The sequence below is a fragment of the Aestuariivirga sp. genome, from assembly GCF_020252405.1.
GTDB lineage: Bacteria > Pseudomonadota > Alphaproteobacteria > Rhizobiales > Aestuariivirgaceae > Aestuariivirga.
The window spans coordinates 13,889-29,576 of sequence record NZ_JADCDA010000076.1 but is presented as its reverse complement, the minus strand read 5'-3'; the positions used below and the strand labels follow the sequence as shown (position 1 = coordinate 29,576).

The window sequence follows — 15,688 nt, the reverse complement described above, 5'->3', positions numbered from 1 at the left end:
GGGCAGGGGCGGGGGGCCCAGGAGTCCAATTCTCCAAGACCTGAGCCCGGGGACCCCCACCCTTAATCCCTCCCCACAAGGGGGAGGGAAAAGACCCCGATTCTGCATGACCGCCCGCCGCTCTAATTCCTCCCCACAAGGGGGAGGGAAAAGACCCCGATTCTGCATGACCGCCCGATGCGCTAATGCCCCTCGAAGCTCACCAGCGTGTGCACCTTCACGCCCTTTTCCTTCAGCTTCGCCGCGCCGCCGAGCTCGGGCAGGTCGATCACGAAGGCGGCGGAGACCACCTCGCCGCCCGACTTGCGGATCAGGTCGATGGCGGCCCCCGCCGTGCCGCCGGTGGCGATCAGATCGTCGACCAGCAGCACGCGGTCGCCCTTCGTGACCGCGTCGGCATGCATCTCGATCGTGTCGACGCCGTATTCCAGCGCATAGTCCTGGCCGATGACGCGCGATGGCAGCTTGCCCTTCTTGCGGATCGGAATGAAGCCGCGGCCCAGCGTGTGCGCCACCGCGCCGCCGAGGATGAAGCCGCGCGCCTCGATGCCGGCCACATAGCCGATTTCGGCCTTGAGGAAGGGCCAGGCCAGCTCATCCACCGCGGCGCGGAAGCCGTGCAGGCTGGACAGGAGCGTGGTGATGTCGCGGAACATCACGCCGGGCCTCGGATAGTCCGGAATGGTGCGGATATAGCGCTTGATGTCGAAACCGTTGCGCAGGTCCATGGGGCTCTCCTCGGTCAGGGCCACTTCACCACGGGCGGCATGGAGGAGAGGATCGATTCGACGTTTCCTCCCGTCTTCAGCCCGAAGATCGTGCCGCGGTCATGGAGCAGGTTGTATTCCACGTAGCGGCCGCGTCGGACGAGCTGCTCCTCCCGGTCATCCTCCGTATACGGAGTGTCCATGTTCCGCCGCGCCAGCTTCGGATAAATGCCGAGGAAGGCCAGACCGACGTCCTTCGTGAAGGCGAAGTCCTTCTCCCAGTCGCCCGAGTTGAAATGGTCATAGAAGATGCCGCCGATGCCGCGCGGCTCGTTGCGGTGGGGCAGGAAGAAATACTCATCGCACCATGTCCTGAACTTCGGATAGTCGGCCACCGCATGGGCGTCGCAGGCGGCCTTCATGGCGGCGTGGAAATCGGCCGAGTCCGGGTGGTCCTGCACCCGGCGGCGGTCCAGCACCGGGGTGAGGTCCGCCCCGCCGCCGAACCAGCTCCTGGTGGTCGCGATGAAGCGCGTGTTCATATGAACGGCCGGGACGAAGGGGTTCCACGGGTGGATGATCAGCGAGATGCCGGAGGCCCAGAAGCGCGGGTCTTCCTCCGCTCCCGGGATCTGACGCCGGAACTCCGGCGAAAACTCCCCGTGCACGGTTGACGTATGGACACCCGCCTTCTCGAACACCTTGCCGTGCAGCATGGACATGACGCCGCCGCCGCCGTCCGGCCTTTCCCAGCCCTTGCGCTCGAAACGGGCGCCTCCCTCGATCTCCTCCAGCGCGCCGCAAATGCGGTCCCTCAGGGTTTCGAACCAGCGGCGGGCGGCGTCCTGGCGGGCGGGGAGGGGGTCGGTCATCGGCGATTCCTGCTTTTGTTCGACAGCTTAGCGCATGTTCCGGTCAGGTGGAATCACCTGGTCGAAAGATGCGCCAGGCCAAGGGCCTGAGCACAAAATTGCCGCAAAAGTGGGTTTCGCTCGTGCTCTTAATGCTCCGGCGCCGTCTGCGGCGGGCTGAACAGCGCAGGGGAGGGGAGAAGCGCAGGAGCGTGCCGATAACCTCTGACAGAACATCATTGCGCGACGTCCGGAGCATATGTTACACTACATAGAGTGTCCGATGGTTGGCCCATCAGGTGGAGTACGGTCCGATGAAGCGGAACAGACAGAACGAGAAAGGGGCGGTCGCTGTGCTGACCGCCGTATTGCTTTTGGCGGCGGTGATGGCGGGAGCCGCGGCAATTGACATTGGCAAGGCCATGTATGTGCGCAGCAACCTGCAGAGGGCGGTGGATGCCGCGGTGAAGGCTGCCGCCGCTGACGCAATTAGCGAATCGTCGGGAAAAACCAATGAAGAGATTGCCGCAAATCTTGCAACGAGAGCGAAAATCTATATCGCCGCCAACGCCTTTCCCCCAACGGGCGCCAAGGGCGGACTGGTGGATTACGACCTGAGTAAAAGCAGCAGTTTCCGTTCCGTCTACACCCCGACCGACCTGAATAATCCGGGTGTCGGCAACGAGGATTCCGTTTCCGTCACTCTCAACGCCACGGTGCCGGTGACTTTCTCCAAGCTGTTTGTCTCCTCAATTCCGGTCTCCGTCACCAGCACTGCCAAGCGCCCCCGCCCGGCGCCGGTCGAACTGGTGATTGCATTGGACAACACGTCGTCGATGGATGACAACCTCTCCATAACCGAAACCAAGCTGGACGCTCTCAGGGTTGCCGCCAAGGAGCTGGTGACTTCGCTGATGAAATGGAACAATGTCAGAGTTGGAATTGTACCCTTCTCCGGCTACATCAAGCTTGACAGCAATACCACGTCCTATTTCAACAAGACGAGCCAGACCTCTCTTGCGGGGTGGCTGACATTTACCCCAAGACGAATAGGTGGCACAACCACAAAGATCATCACCGTGCTACAGTGTACTGAGACGAAGTTGATAGGTTGCGTTACCGTTCCCAAGACGTGCTACAAAGACGGCGTGCCTTATTCTTGTGACGATCAAGCCTGTAATTATGAATGCACGAAATCCGAGTGGGTGACGAAAACCGTCACCACCACAACTAAGTCAGATACTTGGAACGGCTGTCTTTGGGTTCGTCCGCCGCCGGAGATCAACACGATCAGCAACACCGTTACGAAGCCCTATTACGGCATTTGGAACGCTGACTGCGGAGTATCGACCGTTACGGATCTCGTCTCCTCCACGGCGACCTTCTCCGTCGGGAGCACAACGCTAAAAGCGGAGGATTGGTTGAATGCGAGGATCGACGCGCTGAGCGTCGATCCGGATGCGGACGCGGTGACCTATATTCCCAACGGGCTGATATGGGCGTGGAACATGCTCACCACGGAAACCACGACGCCAGGCGGCTCTGTGATTGATAATAATTTTCCGCTGAATTCCGGGTTCACCGCCGCGCAAGCCAAACTTACCGACGTGAGGAAGTCGCTGGTTCTGATCACCGACGGCGAGAACACCGGCGTTGCTGGAATAAGCGGCGCCACCGATTACGAGCGAATTGGTAGAATTAATGACGACAGTCTTACGCCAGACCAAAAGCAATCCTACAAGACCCAGACCGAAAATGACATGAAAACGGTCTGCGCAAGTGTGAAGTCCAGTAACATTGCAATTTATGTGGTGGCCCTGCAGGTGAACTCGTCGAGCAATTACTACAAATTGTTGCGGGACGATTGCGCAAGCGGCACAAACCAAACCAAGGCCGACTATTTTTTTGACGTCAATTCTTCCGCAGGCCTGAAGGACGCATTCAAGAAGATCGGGATAGCCCAATCGTACAACTCCCTCACGCAGTAGCAACCGGCAGCTGGCGTGGCGCGGTGCCCGTGGCGGTGGCGCGGGCAAGCGCCATGCTGAGCGGGTGCCGTTCTTCCCGCATGGGGCTGGCGGTCGCGGTGATGCGGCAGGTGGGGCGAAGATGGGCGCGCGTCCTCAGCTTGGTCGCGGCATCGGGGGCGGCGCCGGGCTGACAGAGAGTGGTTTCGGGCATTTTCCGCCCGCTTCCGGGGCTTTTCGGGCCCGCCGATTTCCCCGCCAACTGCGACACTTGATGGCTGGACTAATGTCTGGCGCAATGCCAAAACGTCGCGGGTTTGAGCGCCGGGGAACACCGTGCCGTATCTCTTTATGATCGGTCCGGCCCGGCAACAGAAGGAAAACAACATGTCCACAGCGGAGCATGCGGAAACCAACCGGCGTGATTTTCTCTACATCGCCACGGGTTCGGTGGCGGCCGTCGGCGCGGCGCTGGCGGTTTGGCCATTCATCAACCAGATGAACCCTGACGCCTCGGTGCTGGCGCTGGCCTCGGTCGAGGTCGATCTCGCCCCCATCGCCGAAGGCCAGGAAATCACCATCAAGTGGCGCGGCAACCCGGTCTTCGTCCGCCACAGGCTGCCCGCCGAGATCGAGGCCGCCAACAAGGTGGCGTTGAGCGACCTCAAGGACCCGCTGGCCCGCAACGCCAACCTTTCCGATGGCGACCCGGCGACCGATGCGAACCGCGTGGTGGGCGGGAAGGAACAATATCTCGTGATGATGGGCGTGTGCACCCATCTGGGCTGCGTGCCGATCGGCAACGAGGGCGAGTATGCGGTGGTTGAGGGCAATGTGCGGCACGGCGGCTGGTTCTGCCCCTGCCACGGCTCCAACTATGACACCGCGGGCCGCATCCGGAAGGGCCCGGCGCCGGAGAACCTGCACATTCCGCAATATGCCTATCTCTCCGACTCCAAGATCCGCATCGGCTAAGAAGGACCAACCTCAATGAGCGGACACGCATCGAATTACCAGCCCAAGTCGGCCTTCGCGAAGTGGTTCCACGAGCGGCTTCCCATCATGGACATGGTGCAGGGCCAGGCGCTGGATTTCCCCACCCCGAAGAACCTGAACTACTTCTGGACCTTCGGCGGCATACTGGCCGTCATGCTGGTCATCCAGATCATCACCGGCGTGGTGCTCGTCATGCACTACACGCCGCATGTCGACATGGCCTTCAACTCCGTCGAGCACATCATGCGCGACGTGAACTCGGGCTGGCTCCTGCGCTACATGCACGCCAACGGCGCGTCGATGTTCTTCATCGCCGTCTATATCCATATGTTCCGCGGCATGTATTACGGCTCCTACAAGGCGCCGCGCGAGGTGCTGTGGATGATCGGCGTGCTGATCTATCTGGTGATGATGGCCACCGCCTTCATGGGCTATGTGCTCCCCTGGGGCCAGATGTCGTTCTGGGGCGCCAAGGTCATCACCAATTTGTTCTCGGCCATTCCCTTCTTCGGCGAATCGATCACCACGCTGCTGTGGGGCGGCTACTCGGTCGACAACCCGACGCTGAACCGTTTCTTCTCGCTGCATTTCCTGCTGCCCTTCGTGATCGCCGGTCTCGTCATCCTGCATATTTGGGCTTTGCATGTGGTCGGCAACAACAACCCGACGGGCGTGTCGGTGAAGGGCCCTCAGGACACCGTCCCCTTCAGCCCTTACTACACGGTCAAGGATGCCTTCGCGATCGTCATCTTCCTGATGTTCTTCGCGCTCTGGGTGTTCTTCGCGCCGAACTATCTCGGCCACGCCGTCAACTATCAGGAAGCGAACCCGCTGGTGACGCCCGCGCACATCGTGCCGGAATGGTATTTCCTGCCCTTCTACGCCATCCTGCGCGCCATCCCGGACAAGCTTGGCGGCGTCATCGCCATGTTCGCCTCGATCCTCATCCTGTTCGTGCTGCCGTGGCTTGACACCTCGAAGGTGCGTTCCGGCAACTACCGGCCGATCTTCAGGCAGTTCTTCTGGCTGTTCGCGATAAACTGCGTCATCCTGGGCTTTGCCGGCTCGGGCGCTCCGGATAGTTATTTCATGAGCCATGAGGCGGCTCCGCCGGACCAGTGGGCGCTGACCTACAAGCTGGTGGGCCAGATAGCCACAGCCTATTATTTCGCGCATTTCCTGGTGATCCTGCCGCTGCTCGGCCTGCTCGAAACGCCAAAACCGCTGCCCGCGTCGATCTCCGACGCGGTGCTCGCCGAGAGCCATCCGTCCGCGGCTGCCGTGCCTGCCGAGTGATCTGGGGGAATTGACAATGACCATACTCAAGACACTCGCCATCGCGGCAGCGGGCCTCGTTCTGTCGCTGGGCGCGGCGCAGGCGGAAGGCCAGAAAACCGCGAAGGATGTCAGCTTCAGCTTCGAAGGGCCCTTCGGCCAGTTCGACCGCGCGCAGCTGCAGCGCGGCTACAAGGTTTACAAGGAAGTCTGCTCCAACTGCCACGCCATGCACCTGATGAGCTTCCGCAACCTGTCCCAGCCGGGCGGGCCGGAATTCTCCGAGGAGCAGGTGAAGGCTCTGGCGGCCAGCTTCCAGGTGCAGGACGGCCCGAACAACGACGGCGAGATGTTCGAGCGTCCGGGCCTGCCGTCCGACCGCTTCCCCTCGCCCTTCCCCAACGAGCAGGCGGCGCGGGCGGCCAATGGCGGCGCCTATCCGCCGGACCTTTCTCTCATCACCAAGTCGCGTCCCGGCTGGTATGGCACCATCAACCAGCTCATCAACGGCATCGGCGGCCCGCAATATGTCTACTCGGTGCTGACCGGCTACACGCCGGATGACCAGCTGACGGAGGAGCTGAGGAAGGAGCAGCCCGAGGGCAAGTACCACAACCCATTCTTTGCCAATGGCCCATGGATCGGCATGGGGCCGCCCCTGTCGGATGATCAGGTGACCTTCGACGACGGCACGGCGGGCAGCGTCAGCCAGATGGCGCGTGACGTTTCCGCCTTCCTCGCCTGGGCGGCGGAACCGAAAATGGAAGAGAGGAAGCGCACCGGTTTCATGGTTCTGATCTTCCTCGGCGTGCTCGCCCTGCTGCTTTATCTCAGCATGAAGAAGGTGTGGGCGAAGGTCCACTGATCCTCGCCGGTCAGGCGAATTGCGAAGGCCCGGAGCGTCTCCGGGCCTTTTCGTTTGCGGTGGTCTCGTGCATCCTTCCAGTGTGCGGAGGAGATCATGACGGCATCGGTTCTGGGCATCATCGGCGGGTCGGGCATCTATGACCTGCCCATGGACAATGCCCGCTGGGAAACAATCTCCTCGCCCTGGGGCGAACCGTCGGACGCTGTGCGCCGCGGCGAGATCGGCGGCTTGCCCGTGGTCTTCATGCCGCGCCACGGCCGGGGGCACGTCCATTCGCCGTCCACCATCAACTACCGCGCCAATATCGACGTCATCAAGCGGGCAGGGGTGACGGACCTCTATTCGCTCTCGGCCGTGGGCTCGCTCGACATCAGCCTGCCGCCGGGCGCCTTCGTGCTCGTCGACCAGTTCATCGACCGCACCTTCGCGCGCGAGAAGAGCTTCTTCGGCGCCGGCTGCGTGGGCCATGTGGCCTTCTCGCACCCGGTTTCGCCGGTGCTGCAGGACATTGCGGAAGCGGCGCTGAAGGCCGAGGGCATCGCCCATGCGCGCGGCGGCGTCTATATCGTGATGGAGGGGCCGCAGTTCTCCACGCTGGCCGAGTCGCAGCTCTACCGCAGCTGGGGTGCGAGCGTGATCGGCATGACCAACATGCCGGAGGCGAAGCTCGCGCGCGAGGCCGAGATCAGCTACTGCACCATCGCCATGGTGACGGACTATGACTGCTGGCACGAAGATCATGGCGCGGTCGACGTCGGCAAGGTGGTCGCGGTGCTGAAGGCCAATTCCGGCAATGCCATGCGCCTCGTGACGCGCATCGCCAGGGATTTTCCGCGCCAGCACCCGCCATGCCCCGCAGGCTCAGACCGCGCGCTGGACTCCGCCATCATGACAGCACCCGGGAAGCGCGATGCGCAACTCCTCGCCAGGCTCGATGCCGTTGCCGGTCGGGTGCTGAAAGGCGCTTAGAGTATGATCCGCAAAAGTGGAACCCGCTTTTGCGATAAGATTATGCTCAGGCATATGACCCGGCGCATGATCCGATCAGGTGGCTCCGCGTGAACGGAACATGCGCTGGCTCACGGGGCTTTCGCTTCCCGCATGCGTAAAGGAAATCATTCCCTTTCCGGCTGGCCTGCCGATGCCGTCATTCTCGCCGCGGTTCAGTCAGTCGCCGCGCATGACGCGCTGCATGAAGGGCTGCGCGAGGAGCTCCCCGCGCTGCTCCCGGTCGAAACGCGCCTGCAGCTTGTCGCATCTGGCCTGCATGCTGCGCCACAGATTTTCCACCTTGCGGGCCGTGGCCTTACAGTTGGGCGCCCTGATGGACGTCACCGTGCGGTCCAGTTCCGCCGCGCAGCCCAGCCACAGGTCGATGTGCTGCAATTCATGGGCTTTGAGGAAGCCGGAGAACTGCTGCCACAGGGCGCGGTCTTTCGGACGCAGGGCCTTCAGCTTCGAGGGCCGCGGCAGCTGCACGCGAAAGCGGAAACTGATGCGATGCCCGGTGACCCGGCAGGCGGGGCCGTCCTGGAGCATGCTGTAGCTCTGCACGCCGCGCGCCGAGGTGGAGGCGATCGCCCTTACGCCCCCGACCGTCGGCCCCCGGACCAGGATGGAACGGTAGATTTCGGCGGGGGTCCGGCCGCTCACGGCGTAGGTGGTGAAGTCCGTGCTGTGCCGGGTGCCGGCAGCCGCGGGCGGCGGCGCGCCAGCCAGCAGGCCCGCAGCCGCGGCACAAAGGGCGAGCGTACGAATCATTTTCATCTTATAAACCATCCGCTCCAGTCCCGCCTGCCGCGGGGGTCCCTCTTGCGCATAGCGCATAGGTAGCCCATAATGAAATATGTCCGGGCGGCAAGACCGGATGTCGGCTGTGCTGTTAAACTGGTCAAGACCCGTATCCTCGTTCAGGGGAAAGTGCCTTTCCATTGCGACGCGGCTGAGGCAGGTCCGGTGCTTGTCCGCGGGCGGCAGCGGCGGGTGAACGGCAAGACGGGACGAGGGACGCTGTTTCGATGCGCCAGAACGGCACTGTTAAGTTTTTCAACCACGCCAAGGGTTATGGGTTCATTGCGCCGGAAGGCGGCGGCACGGACGTTTTTGTGCATATCACGGTCGTGCAGCGCTCCGGCATTCCCGAACTCACGGAAAACATGAAGATCAGCTTCGAGGTTCAGCTGGACAAGAAGGGCCGCGGTCCACAGGCCGTGAATCTGCAAATCTTATGAAGTGCGTCCGGGTCCTCCGGCAGGGCCTGGCAGCCGGGCCGCGCCATTGCCCCGGCGCGTGTCGGCAATGCAATCGGGTCTCATGTCCTGGCGCATGTTCCGTTCAGGCGGAATCGCCTGGTCGGGACATGCAAAAGATCAGAAGCCTGAGCATGATCTTATCGTAAAATCGGCTCCATTTCTGCGGATCATGCTCCAGTCTCGACAGCGGGGCGCTTTTCGGCCAATTCGATTTGTCTTTCGGCTGCCGGGACGCTCCAGCGGCAACAGGGTTATTCGATGAAGCGCGCACTTGTCTTCCAGCATATGGACCATGACCATCCGGGCCGTTTCGCCGATTTCTTCGCCGCCGACGGCATCGTGCCGGAGCCGGTGCGCCTGTTCGAGGGCCAGGAGATTCCCCCGCTCGCGCCGTATGACGTCCTCTTTGTCCTCGGCGGCGCGCAGGATACCTGGCAGGAGGACCAGTTCCCCTGGCTCGCCGCCGAAAAGCAGGCGATCCGCGAGTGGGTGGCCGAACGCGCGAAGCCCTACTTCGGTGTCTGCCTCGGCCACCAGCTGCTGGCGGCAGCACTCGGCGGCGAGGTGGCGCTGGCGGAAGAGGGCGAGGTTGGCGTCTTCGACGTGACGCTGACCGGGGAGGCGGTCTCACACCGGCTAATGCAGGGGCTGGAGCCGAACCACAAGGTTATGCAGTGGCATTTGGCGGAGGTGAAGCGCGTGCCGGAGCAGGCGTGCGTGCTGGCCTCCTCGGCCCGCACGCGGGTGCAGGCGCTGGCGGTGGGCGAGCATGCGATGAGCACGCAATTCCATTGCGAATTCTCGCCCCAGACCGTGGCCGCGTGGTCGTCGCTGCCAGGCTATATCGCCAATCTCGAAAAGCACTGCGGCGCCGGCGCCTATCCGCGGCTGGTGCGCGAGTCCTTTCCGCTCATGCCCCGGATGGAGCGCATGACCAGGCGCATGTATGACAATCTCGCGCTGGCCTCGGGCCTGCGGAAGTGATCAGAGCGAAGCTTCCAGCAGCTGCTCGCGGGTGATCCAGAACACCTCGCCCTCGGACTCCTCCGTGTCGAGCCACAGGAAGTCGAGCTGCGGGTAGTCATCCACCAGGCGCCCGCGCCCGGTGCCGACCTCGCAGAGCAAACCGCCGCCGGGGTTCAGATGGTCCGCGGCCCCGGCAAGGATGCGGCGAACGAGGTCGAGCCCGTCCTCGCCGCCCAGATGCGCCATCACCGGCTCATGCCCATATTCCGGCGGAAAAGCCGCAACCTCGCCCCCCGCCACATAGGGCGGGTTGGCGATGATGAGGTCATAGCCGCGGCCCCCGACCGCGTCGAACAGGTCTCCCTGCAGCAGGCTGACGCGGTCCGCCACGTCATGCTCGTCGATATTGATGCGCGCCACCTCCAGCGCATCGGCGGAGAGGTCAGCCGCATCCACCTCCGCATCGCGGAAGATGCCCGCCGCGATGATGGCGAGGCAGCCGGAGCCCGTGCACAGATCGAGAACGCTGGCGACGGCCGCAACGTCCCCGATCAGCGGCGCCTCGCCGCCGCCGAAAATGCCGGAGAACATCAGCTCGCCGATATAGGAGCGCGGCACGATCGCCCGCTCGTCGATGTAAAAGGGAATGCCGCGGATATAGGCGCGCCTCACCAGATAGGCTGCGGGCATGCGGGTATCGATCCGTGCACGGATGAGGTGGGCGAGCTTCCGCTTCTCGGCCTCCAGCAGGCGCGCGTCGAGCCAGGGGTTGATGTCGTCGACCGGCAGGTGCAACGCCTCGAGGATCAGGAAGGCCGCCTCATCGGTTGCGGAGGTTGCGCCATGGCCATGCACGAGCCTGGCGGCGCGGAATTCGGACAGCGCCCAGCGCAGGAAGTCGCGAACGGTCGAGAGCTGGCTCGCGGCGGCGGCGGTTTGCTGTTCGGGCATGGCTCGGGTCCTGGCGGCGAAAAAGGCTTGAATCACGGCAGGCCGCCACAATCAGCGCCCCGCCACGGAAAGTCCAGATCGGCTGCCGCGGTCAGCGGGCGGGACGCCGCACCCTAATGGCGCTGACGGTCGCCGAGGCGACGAACACCATGAACACCGCCGCCATGGTGAAGGGCAGCCCGTCCGGTCCGAAGCCCGCAATCGACCAGCCGGCCGCCAGCGAGCCCACCAGCGCGCCCAGACCCCACATCGTCGAGAAGGAGGCCGTGCCCGTCACCAGCTCATGGCCGGAGAAGCGCTCGCCCAGTTCCGCCAGCGCCACAGTATAGATGCCGGCCGCCGTCGCCCCCATCACGGTCAGCACCGGCCACAGCGCCCATGTGCCGAAGACGAAGGGCACAAGGAAGGAACCCGTTCCGCTCAACACGCCGCAGCCCACCATCACCCAGCGCTTGGGGAAATGGTCAGCGCACCAGCCGATGGGAAACTGCAGCACGGTGTTGCCCAGCACGAAGGCCGTGAGGGCAAGGGCGGCCATGTCCTGGTCGAAACCCTTCTTGACCGCATAGACGGGCAGGAAGCTGAGGTTTGCGGCATCGAGGATGGCGAACATGCCCACCGCGAAGAGCAGGACCGGCTCCTTCCTGGCGAAGGCGATGACCGAGAGGGGCGTCTCGTCCTCGCTGTCCACCTCCTCGTCCTTGACGAAGAAGATGGGGAGGATGGCGAAAAGCAGCACCGCCGCACCCACGAAAAAGGGCAGCGCCCCTTCGATGCCCGTGAGACCGATGATCGCCGGTCCGCCGCCGAAGCTCAGGGCCAGGATCGAGGTGTAGAGCGCCAGGATGCGCGAGCGCCATGCGCCCTCCGAGAACCTGACGATCCACGCCTCGCTGATGGCGAACAGGATCGACACGAAGAAGCCCTGCATCACGCGGAAGCCGAACCACCACCAGAACACGGGGAAGAACGGATAGGAGACGATCACCGAGGCGGTCACCAGCCCAGCGCCGATCACAGCCTTCTTGGCCCCGAAGCGGCTGACCACATAGGGGATGGCAAAGACCGACAGCACGATGCCCGCAGGGTGCATGGCGGCATTGTAGCCGATCCATTGCGGGGCGATGCCGCGGCTCTCCATGATGAGCGAGAGCAGCGGAAACATCAGCCCGAAGGTGAAGCCGAACACGGTGATGGCGGCGATCGCCGCCAGCAGATTGATGAAACGCCGCCTATCCACGTGGCGCGCCCCGCACCAGCCTGCCGCCCGTTACGAAGAGACCCGCCAGCAGCAACACATAGAAGAAGGCAAGGGTTAGCGGCATGGCGTCGATGCCGGCAAGGTCGATGGCGGCGCCCGCCACCGGCGGTCCGATGAGGCCGCCCACGCCCCACATTGCGGCGACCGCCGCGGTCCCCGCCATCAGGTCCGAACCCTTGAACATGTCGCCCATGGTTGCGAGGCCCACGACATAAGTCGCGAAGGCCATGGGGGCCAGCACCATCATGACGGGCCACACCGACCAGTGCCCGATGACGACGAGCAGGCTCAGCGACAGGACCACGGTCAGCATCGCGGAGAGATACATCACCGCCTTGCGCGACCAGTGGTCGGCAAGCCAGCCCAGCGGATAGGACAGCAGCAGGTTGCCGATGATGCCGATGCCCAGAACACGGCTGGCCACCTCAAGGTCGAGCCCGTTGCGGATGCCGTAAATGGTGAAGAAGGAGATCAGCACATTGTCGAACAGCGTTGCCGCGCCGATGGCATAGAGCAGCATGGGGGCGCGGCGCACGAAGCCGAAGAAGCCGGTGCTGCCCTCGTGCCTCTGGAACTGCCCGTCCGATGCCTTGACGAAGGCGAGCGGCAGGATGGCGAGGAGAATGCAGACGATGCCAATGCCCCAGGGCAGGAAACCGTGGATGCCCGTCCACGGCAGGATCAGCGGCCCGGTGGCGAAGGTGACGGAGAGCAGCGAGGTGTAGAGCCCCATGACCCGCCCCCGGTTTTCGCTGGTCGCGGCGGAGAGAATCCACGCCTCGCTCACCACGAAGAGGGCGCCCGTCGACAGCCCGAAGAAGAAGCGCAGCGGGAACCACATCCAGACGGGAAGCGAACTGATGGCCGCAAGGCTGACGACCAGCACGCCGATGATGACCAGCACGGTGCGCTTGGTGCCGGTGCGCGAAATGATGCGCGGCAGGAAGGGCCCGGCCACCAGGATGCCGATCGGACCCATGGCGGCGTTGAGGCCAATGGCCCACGCCGGCCAGCCGCGTTCGTTCATCAGCAGCGGGATCAACTGCAGCGTCAGGCCGAAGGCGATGTCGCAAGCGCCCACCGTTGCCAGGGCGGCAATGATGATCCCGGTGCGCGATGTGCCCTCAGGCGTGGCCATATCTCTCGGCTGCGTTTGAACTTTCGTTCAAAAAGCTCCTAGAGTATGATCCGCGAAAGTGGAACCGCTTTTGCGATAAGATCATGCTCAGGCTTTTGATCTGGCGCATGATCCGCAAAAGTGGAACCGCTTTTGCGATAAGATCATGCTCAAGCTGTTGATCTGGCGCATGTCCCGACCAGGCGATTCCGCCTGAACGGAACATGCGCTGAAGCCCGGCTCTTCGGGCGGCAAGCTGGTTGCACCGCAGGCGGGGCACAGCTATGCACTGCTGCCATGACACAGCTGAAAGTCATCATCATCCCGGTCACCCCGTTCCGGCAGAACTGTTCGCTCGTTTATGACGAGGTGAAGAAGGTGGGGGCGATCGTCGATCCCGGCGGCGACGTGTCGGCGATCCTCGACGCCATCAGGCAGTCGGGCGTCACGGTCGAGAAGATCCTGCTTACACACGGGCACATCGACCATGCGGGCGGCGCGGCGGAACTGAAAGAGACTCTCGGCGTGCCCATCGAGGGCCCGCATGAGGAAGACCGGTTCCTGCTTGACGGCCTGGCTGCAACGGGCGCCCAATACGGGTTCGAAGCGCGACCGGTGACGCCGGACCGCTGGCTGAAGGAAGGCGACAGGGTCACGGTGGGCGGCCTCGACTTCAGCATTTATGAGGCGCCGGGGCACACGCCGGGCTCCGTGGTGTTCTTCAACAGGGATAACCGTTTCGCGCTGGTGGGCGACGTGCTGTTTCAGGGCGCGGTCGGCCGCACCGATTTTCCCCGTGGCGACCATGCAACGCTGATCCGCTCGATCAAGGAGAAGCTCTATCCGCTGGGCGATGACGTGGTCTGCCTGCCTGGCCATGGCAAGCCCTGCGAGATCGGGCAGGAGCGGCGGACCAATCCCTTCCTGAACGCATAGGCAAGAGCCTTACGTCTTCATTTCCACGAGGCGGGAGTTGGAGGCGAAATAGGCGTCGCCGGTGTTCTTGAACACGCCGCATTCCTGAGCGCCCTTGCCCCAGGTCTCGCAGAACTGCGTGCCGTTGGCCGTCCACCTGCCCACACCGCCGCCCTTCGCGTCATCCTGGAAGCTGAAGCTGCCGTCGGCATTGTAGGTGACGAAGCCGTTGCCGTCCGGCCGCGTGTACTGAAAGGTTCTGCCGGAGATGGCCGTCTTGATCTGGTCCGCGGTGAAGTTGCTGATCGGAACCGGGGTCTTCGCCGTGGTGGCGGACTGGCCGCCGTTGGTGATGCGCACGCCCTTGGGGCCGGCGCAGGCGGCAAGCGCCAGGATCAGCGCGGCGGCGGCGGGGGTGCGGAACAGGCGTCTCGTCAAGATCATCAGTCCTCGGAGGGGTTGGCGGCATGTGCCACAGGCGGCAGGGGCCTTCAAGTCATTTGGGCGATGAGGCCGGGAAGCGCATCCGGCGCATCGGGCGTCGCGCGCGGCGGCGTCGTCTCGACCGGGTTCCGCGGCATCCGCCGGCCGAAGCCGCGGAAGCGCCGGTTGCGGTGCCCGGCCTCCAGCAGCCTCGCCGGGATCGCCTCATGCGCGGCGTGCCCGGAGAGGAGTTCGGCGAGGCGCTGTTCGGCCAGGCGGAAAAAAGTCTCATTCCGCCGCAGCGTGCCGCCGGCATCGAAGGCGATGGTGCTGAGGCCCGCCATGGCTCAGGCGCCCTGCGACGGGCGCACGGTGACCGGCGTGCCGACGATCACCTGCTCGTAAAGCTCCGCGATGTCCTGGTTCAGCATGCGGATGCAGCCCGATGACATGGCCTTGCCGATCGATTGCGGCTCGTTCGTGCCATGGATGCGGTACATCGTGTCCTGCCCGCCGGCATATAGGTAGAGGGCGCGCGCACCCAGCGGATTATCCGGCCCGCCGGGCTGGCCGTTGACCCATTCGCGGGCGCGCGGATCGCGCTCCACCATCTCGCGCGGCGGCACCCAGCGCGGCCAGCGCCGCTTCATGCCGATCCGGGCATTGCCCGCCCAGGCGAAGCCGGCGCGGCCCACGCCCACGCCGTAGCGCATGGCGGCGCCATAGGCGAGCACGTGATAAAGGAAGCGGTTGTCAGGCTCGATCACCAGGGTTCCCGGCTCCTCCGGCCCGTCGAACTCCACCATCTGGCGGCGGAACTTCTTCCTGATGCGCCGGTCGGGGATGACGGGCACGGGAAAGTCGATGGGGCTTTCCGCAGGGGGCAGCAGGGCGGGGTCGAACAGCTCGGCCCCGGCATCGGGCCCGGCCTCCATGCCGCTGAAAGGATCCTGCTCGCCGCCATAGGACTGCGCCAGGGCGGCCCGGCCGCCAAGCCCAAGGGCAAGGCCGGAAAGCAGCAGCAGGCGGCGCGAAACCATCACATCAACCCCAAACATCAATACCCTTCCGGCAATGCCTATCGGGCCTGCGCGGGGCATCATCTTGGAGGGGCTGTGGCCCAAATGTGGCGGAGGGCC

The 15,688-nt window shown here is 64.0% G+C and carries 18 protein-coding genes; 8 read left to right on the top strand and 10 right to left on the bottom strand.

Annotation, left to right across the window (positions count from 1 at the left end; translation table 11 throughout):
• Positions 1-182 precede the first annotated feature (182 nt).
• Positions 183-728: an adenine phosphoribosyltransferase gene (locus IOC69_RS11725; RefSeq protein ID WP_290543740.1), complete on the bottom strand. Its 546-nt coding sequence runs from the start codon at positions 726-728 to the stop codon at positions 183-185.
• A 14-nt stretch (positions 729-742) separates the two neighbouring features.
• Positions 743-1,579, bottom strand: a complete 837-nt coding sequence (gene hemF, locus IOC69_RS11720) for an oxygen-dependent coproporphyrinogen oxidase (RefSeq protein ID WP_290543739.1) — start codon at positions 1,577-1,579, stop codon at positions 743-745.
• Between the two features lie 293 nt (positions 1,580-1,872).
• Between hemF and IOC69_RS11715 the strand changes: the two genes are divergently transcribed.
• Positions 1,873-3,546, top strand: a complete 1,674-nt coding sequence (locus IOC69_RS11715) for a vWA domain-containing protein (protein ID WP_290543738.1) — start codon at positions 1,873-1,875, stop codon at positions 3,544-3,546.
• On the opposite strand, the gene IOC69_RS11710 is transcribed toward IOC69_RS11715, so the two are convergent.
• Positions 3,536-3,739, bottom strand: a complete 204-nt coding sequence (locus IOC69_RS11710; RefSeq protein ID WP_290543737.1) for a hypothetical protein — start codon at positions 3,737-3,739, stop codon at positions 3,536-3,538. The two genes, IOC69_RS11715 and IOC69_RS11710, sit on opposite strands and share 11 nt — an antisense overlap.
• A 173-nt stretch (positions 3,740-3,912) precedes the next feature.
• Between IOC69_RS11710 and petA the strand changes: the two genes are divergently transcribed.
• The 4 genes from petA (at position 3,913) to IOC69_RS11690 (ending at position 7,633) form a co-directional block, all read left to right on the top strand.
• Positions 3,913-4,500: a ubiquinol-cytochrome c reductase iron-sulfur subunit gene (petA, locus tag IOC69_RS11705; RefSeq protein ID WP_290543736.1), complete on the top strand. Its 588-nt coding sequence runs from the start codon at positions 3,913-3,915 to the stop codon at positions 4,498-4,500.
• Positions 4,501-4,515: 15 nt separating this feature from the next.
• Entirely contained in the window at positions 4,516-5,817 is a 1,302-nt protein-coding gene (locus IOC69_RS11700; protein ID WP_290543735.1) for a cytochrome b/b6, read from the top strand.
• Positions 5,818-5,833: 16 nt separating this feature from the next.
• Positions 5,834-6,661, top strand: a complete 828-nt coding sequence (locus IOC69_RS11695) for a cytochrome c1 (RefSeq protein WP_290543734.1) — start codon at positions 5,834-5,836, stop codon at positions 6,659-6,661.
• A gap of 96 nt (positions 6,662-6,757) precedes the next feature.
• Positions 6,758-7,633: an S-methyl-5'-thioadenosine phosphorylase gene (locus tag IOC69_RS11690; protein WP_290543733.1), complete on the top strand. Its 876-nt coding sequence runs from the start codon at positions 6,758-6,760 to the stop codon at positions 7,631-7,633.
• A gap of 198 nt (positions 7,634-7,831) precedes the next feature.
• Here IOC69_RS11690 and IOC69_RS11685 read toward each other — a convergent pair whose 3' ends face one another.
• On the bottom strand, positions 7,832-8,431 hold the full coding sequence (locus IOC69_RS11685) for a DUF922 domain-containing protein (RefSeq protein ID WP_290543732.1): 600 nt from the start codon (positions 8,429-8,431) through the stop codon (positions 7,832-7,834).
• Positions 8,432-8,682: 251 nt separating this feature from the next.
• Here IOC69_RS11685 and IOC69_RS11680 point away from each other — a divergent pair, with 251 nt between their 5' ends.
• Together IOC69_RS11680 and IOC69_RS11675 are read left to right on the top strand one after the other, a co-directional pair.
• Entirely contained in the window at positions 8,683-8,895 is a 213-nt protein-coding gene (locus IOC69_RS11680) for a cold-shock protein (protein ID WP_290543731.1), read from the top strand.
• A 279-nt stretch (positions 8,896-9,174) separates the two neighbouring features.
• A complete protein-coding gene (locus tag IOC69_RS11675; protein WP_290543730.1) occupies positions 9,175-9,900 on the top strand; it encodes a type 1 glutamine amidotransferase in 726 nt (241 codons plus the stop codon).
• Here IOC69_RS11675 and prmB read toward each other — a convergent pair whose 3' ends face one another.
• From prmB to IOC69_RS11660, 3 genes are all read right to left on the bottom strand, one after another.
• Positions 9,901-10,833: a 50S ribosomal protein L3 N(5)-glutamine methyltransferase gene (gene prmB, locus IOC69_RS11670; RefSeq protein ID WP_290543729.1), complete on the bottom strand. Its 933-nt coding sequence runs from the start codon at positions 10,831-10,833 to the stop codon at positions 9,901-9,903.
• A 91-nt stretch (positions 10,834-10,924) separates the two neighbouring features.
• Complete coding sequence (locus tag IOC69_RS11665; protein ID WP_290543728.1) at positions 10,925-12,073, bottom strand: MFS transporter; 1,149 nt, start codon at positions 12,071-12,073, stop codon at positions 10,925-10,927.
• The gene (locus IOC69_RS11660) at positions 12,066-13,232 is read right to left on the bottom strand and encodes an MFS transporter (RefSeq protein WP_290543727.1); all 1,167 of its coding nucleotides are present in this window, start codon (positions 13,230-13,232) and stop codon (positions 12,066-12,068) included. Before IOC69_RS11660 ends, IOC69_RS11665 begins: the two co-directional genes overlap by 8 nt.
• Before the next feature lie 276 nt (positions 13,233-13,508).
• Between IOC69_RS11660 and IOC69_RS11655 the strand changes: the two genes are divergently transcribed.
• The gene (locus IOC69_RS11655; protein ID WP_290543726.1) at positions 13,509-14,147 is read left to right on the top strand and encodes an MBL fold metallo-hydrolase; all 639 of its coding nucleotides are present in this window, start codon (positions 13,509-13,511) and stop codon (positions 14,145-14,147) included.
• Positions 14,148-14,156: 9 nt separating this feature from the next.
• Here the strand turns inward: IOC69_RS11655 and IOC69_RS11650 are convergent, their stop codons facing one another.
• The 3 genes from IOC69_RS11650 to IOC69_RS11640 are packed head-to-tail and all read right to left on the bottom strand — an operon-like array spanning position 14,157 to position 15,589.
• The gene (locus IOC69_RS11650) at positions 14,157-14,564 is read right to left on the bottom strand and encodes a hypothetical protein (RefSeq protein ID WP_290543725.1); all 408 of its coding nucleotides are present in this window, start codon (positions 14,562-14,564) and stop codon (positions 14,157-14,159) included.
• A gap of 53 nt (positions 14,565-14,617) precedes the next feature.
• On the bottom strand, positions 14,618-14,893 hold the full coding sequence (locus IOC69_RS11645) for a hypothetical protein (protein WP_290543724.1): 276 nt from the start codon (positions 14,891-14,893) through the stop codon (positions 14,618-14,620).
• Positions 14,894-14,896: 3 nt separating this feature from the next.
• Entirely contained in the window at positions 14,897-15,589 is a 693-nt protein-coding gene (locus tag IOC69_RS11640) for a L,D-transpeptidase (protein WP_290543723.1), read from the bottom strand.
• Between the last annotated feature and the right edge of the window lie 99 nt (positions 15,590-15,688).